The 4309-nt window shown below is 71.7% G+C and carries 2 protein-coding genes; both read right to left on the bottom strand.

Features of this window, described 5'->3' with window-relative positions; genetic code table 11:
* Positions 1–13 precede the first annotated feature (13 nt).
* Positions 14–895 carry an alpha/beta fold hydrolase gene (locus ACHFFZ_RS04950; protein ID WP_394275552.1) on the bottom strand — a complete coding sequence of 294 codons (882 nt, stop codon included), beginning with the start codon at positions 893–895 and terminating at the stop codon, positions 14–16.
* A complete protein-coding gene (gene lysX / locus ACHFFZ_RS04945) occupies positions 888–4184 on the bottom strand; it encodes a bifunctional lysylphosphatidylglycerol synthetase/lysine--tRNA ligase LysX (RefSeq protein ID WP_394275551.1) in 3297 nt (1098 codons plus the stop codon). Before lysX ends, ACHFFZ_RS04950 begins: the two co-directional genes overlap by 8 nt.
* Positions 4185–4309: the final 125 nt, after the last annotated feature.

Raw genomic sequence — 4309 nt, 5'->3', positions numbered from 1 at the left:
AGGGGTGATGTGGTCACGCCCCTGGCGAACAGGGCTCCTGGCCCGGCACCTCGGCCCGTCCGTCGAGCGAGAGCACGGCCTGCACCACCACCTCGGGACGGTCAATCATCATGAGGTGGCGGGAGCGCTCCACCCGATGCTGTGGCGCACGCAACAGTCGCGCCCACCGCGCCTGGCGTTCGGGCCAGGCACGTTCGGTGCTGTCGGCGGCGGTGAGCACCACCACCGGCACCCGCGGCAACGGATGCGTGCGTCGCAGCAGCTGCAGGTCCCAGGCCTGCTGGTAGTAGGCGAAGAACTCGGCGGTGCCCATGGCCAGCGAGTCGCGGTCCCGGTACACGTCGGACAGGCGCGGCGTGGTGACGTGGGCCACGCGCCGATGGGTCTGGCGCGACATGCCGAGGCGGAGGGCCTGCCCCATCAGCCGGTTGACCGGCAGGGCCCCGACGGAGGCCACCAGTCCGGTCGCCACCTGCCCCAGGCGCCATCCAGGGCGGGCATCCAGCTCCTCGACCGACCCGTCGACCATCACGATCCCGCCGACGAGCTCGGGGTGTCTTCGCGCCAGGGCCTCGGCGTGGAAGGAGCCCATCGAGTGCGCCACCAGCACCACGCCACCGTCATCGGCCGAAGCGGTCTCGCGCACCAGGGCCGCGAGGCTGGCGACCTCCTCGTCGAGGCCGGGCAGCTGCCCAGGGAAGGCTGTCCCACCCATGCCCGGACGGTCGAAGCGCAGCACGCGCCGCCCCGGCAACAGCTCCACCACCCGGTCCCAGTGCTCCATCGACATGCCGGCGCCGTTGACCAGGACGACCGTCGGACCGGTTCCCTCGCGCAGCTGCCAGTGCATCTCACGGCCCGCGAAACGGTCCACGTGCTGGGTGGGGTCAACCACGACGACCACCGCCCGGGCGCACCAGCGGGAAGGCGATGGCCCCGCGGATCGAACCGCCGGTCAACAACATGACGAGCCGGTCGAGCCCGATGCCCAGGCCACCGGTGGGCGGCATGCCGTGCTCCAGGGCGGCCAGGAAGTCCTCGTCCACCTCCATCGCCTCCGGGTCGCCCTGCGCCGCGCGCAGTGACTGCTCGGTCAGCCGCTGCCGCTGGATCACCGGGTCGACCAGTTCGGAATAGGCGGTGCCCAGCTCGGAGCCGAAGACCACCAGGTCCCACCTCTCGGCCAGGCGGGGGTCGTCGCGGTGCGGCCTGGTCAAGGGCGACAGGTCGGCCGGGAAGTCGCAGTAGAAGGTGGGCTCGACGGTGCGCGATTCGCACAGCTCGGCGTAGAGCTCCTCGACGATGTCGGAGCGGGTGTGCCGTCGGCCCACCTCGATGCCGAGCCGCCCGGCGTGGCGGGCCAGTTCCTCGCGGGAGCTGTCGGGACCGACCTTCTCCCCCAGCCCCTCGCTGATCGCCTCGTGCACACCCACCCAGCGGAAGGGCTCGGCCAGGTCCACCTCGCACACGCTGCCGTCGGGCCCGCGACCCCGCACCACGGTGCTGCCGGTCGCCTCCAGGGCGGCGCGTCGCACCATCTGCTCGGTCAGGCGCTGCATGGTGCGGTAGTCGCCGTGGGCCTGGTAGGCCTCGACGACGGTGAACTCGGGATTGTGGGTCGCGTCGGCACCCTCGTTGCGGAAGTTGCGCCCGATCTCGAAGACCCGTTCCATGCCGCCGACCATCAGCCGCTTCAGGTAGAGCTCGGGGGCGATGCGCAGGTAGAGGTCCAGGTCATAGGCATTGATGTGGGTCTGGAAGGGACGCGCATTGGCGCCGCCATGGATGGTCTGCAGGATCGGCGTCTCCACTTCCAGGAAGTGCTCGTCGAGCAGGGTGGAGCGCACCGCCTGGATGGTGCGGCTGCGCGCCACCAGACGCCCGCGAGCCTCGGCGCTGGTGGCCAGGTACAGCGCGCGCTGCCGCACCATGGCCTCCGGGTCGCTGATCCCGGCCCGCTTGTCGGGCAGCGGGCGCAGGCTCTTGGTGATGATCCGCCAGGAGTGCACCACCAGCGAGGGCGTGCCGGTGCGGGACTGGCCGACGTGGCCGGTGAAGGCCACCAGGTCGCCGAGACCCACCAGGGACCTGAAGCTGCGCAGCGATTCGGCCCCGAGCCGTTCCCGGTCCAGCAGCACCTGCACCCGGGCGCTGAGGTCTTCGATGCGACAGAAGATGACTCCTCCGTGGTCACCGGTCGTCATGACCCGGCCGGCGATCGTGGCCACCTGACCGGTGTGGTCGACCTGGTCGACGATGCTGCACGGCGCATCGACCCCGGTGTGCACCGGATAGGGCTCCAGGCCCTGGGCCAGCATCCGCTCCCTGGTCGCCATCCGGTGGCGCACCTGCTCCGGCAGCCGCGGGGCGGGCAGCACGGCCAGCGGTCGCTCCAGCCAGGCGATCACCCGGGGATCTGACGCGTCGGCCAGGGGCTGGTGGCGCTCCCCCAGCGAACCGGTCAGACCGGGCAGGTCGACGAAACCCTCCGCCAGCGCCATCGCCGCGCCCACCTGACCGATGTCGGCCGGGTCCTCGTAGACCAGGAAGCGCGGCTGCCAGCGCGGCAGGTACTTCTGGTTGGAGCGGTAGAGCTGTTCGATCTGGAACCAGCGGCTGAAGACCAGCAGCACCCGCCGCTGGGCCCGACGCAGGGCCGTCGCCCCGACCCGCTCGCCCTCCTCCAGCGCGCTGCGGAAGACGGCGAAGTTCATCGACACCCGTCGCCAGCCGCGCTCCCGCCCCGCGGCCATCAGCGCGGCCACCATGAACTCGGTGACGCCGTTCTCGGCCTGCGGCGAGCGTCGCATCACGTCGAGGGAGAGACCGTGCAAGCCCCACGGCACGAAGGAGAGCAGCCCCATGACGCGCTCCTGGCCCGTCTCGGGATCGGGGGCCAGCGCCTCGACCATCACGCAGCGGCCATCGAGCGGATCGCCCAGACGGTTCAGGGCCATCGAGAAGCCGCGGTCGTCGCCGGTCCGCCAGCGGTCGGCGAGCCCGATGAGCCGACCCAGCTCGTCATCGCCGATCTCGTCATGGTGCCTGACCCGGCTGGTCCAGCCGGCATTGCGCAGGCGGCTGACGCTGGCCCGCACCGGACGCAGCTCCCGGGCCGTCAGGTCGAAGGACCGCGGGTCGAGGATGGCCTCGTCGCCGACCCGTAGCGCCCGCAACCCGGCCTGTTCGTAGACGGCCGCCCCCTCCTCGGAGGCGCCGACCACCCCGGGGGTCCACCCGAAGGTGTGGCAGGTCTCGAGGTACTCGTCGACGGCGGCGGGCCAGGACTCGCGCACGCCCAAGGGGTCGCCGGCGGCCAGGCAGGTGCCGAGCTGCACCCGGTAGGCGATCACGGCGCGACGGTCTGGGCTGAAGACCAACATCTTGTCGCGCCGGGTGGCGAAATAGCCGAGCGAGTCGTGCGGGTCATCGGCGAGGAGGGCGCGCACCTCCAGCTCGGCCTCCAGGCTCGGCACGGCCTGCGCCTTCTGGCTGCGCAGCAGCACCGCGACCGCGGCCAGCAGGCTCAGGGCCACCAGCAGGCCGACCAGCAGCTGCACCCAGTGCGGGACCAGGGCTGTCGCGCCCTGGTCGCCCAGCAGGCGACGGATGATCGCGACCAGTCTCGAACGCGGTCGTCCCTCGTGTCCGGTCACCAGGCCCAGCAGGTAGCCCAGCGCCAGGGAGGCGCCGATTCCGACCAGCGCGACGACCACGGATGCGCCGACGTTGCCGGGGCGCAGGCGGGCCCGGAAGTCGTGGCGGTGGCGCACCAGCAGGGCCAGCAGCACGGTGGTCGTCGCGAGCGTGATGGCATAGCTCAGCAGCTCGGCATACATGCCGCGGGTGACGTCCTGGCCGTTGTGGTGGGCCATCGCCACCGTGACGCAGATCGCCACGGCCAGCATCCAGACCAGCCCGAGCCAGACCACGGCGCCCCACCAGCCGATCCGCTTGCGCCGCATCAGCGAGACCGCGACCAGGCCCAGGCCCATCGCCAGGCCAAGCCCTCCGTCCTCGATGGGGAAGACGACGATGCTGAACAGGTGGACCATGGCCATCACCCACCGCGTCCCCGGGAAGAGGATCCCCAGCAGGGTCAGCAGGCTGGCGACGTAGAACAGGCGCGAGACCAGGACCGGGATGCGGGAGGGGCGGCCGTGTGGTCGACGCAGGACAGGCATGCCCCCATCATGGCGCGCGAAGGTTCGTCGGGCAGCGGCCGTCCGTCGTGGCGGACGCTCAGGACTCCAGGGACAGCAGCAACCACGCCAGCGAGACGTCGTCGCAGCGCTCGGCCAGCAGCCGG

Origin of the sequence: Luteococcus sp. (assembly GCF_043424415.1) — a bacterium.
Classification (GTDB): Bacteria; Actinomycetota; Actinomycetes; order Propionibacteriales; family Propionibacteriaceae; genus Luteococcus.
Note: the sequence above shows the minus strand (reverse complement) of the source record. Positions and strands in the feature narration are given on the sequence as shown.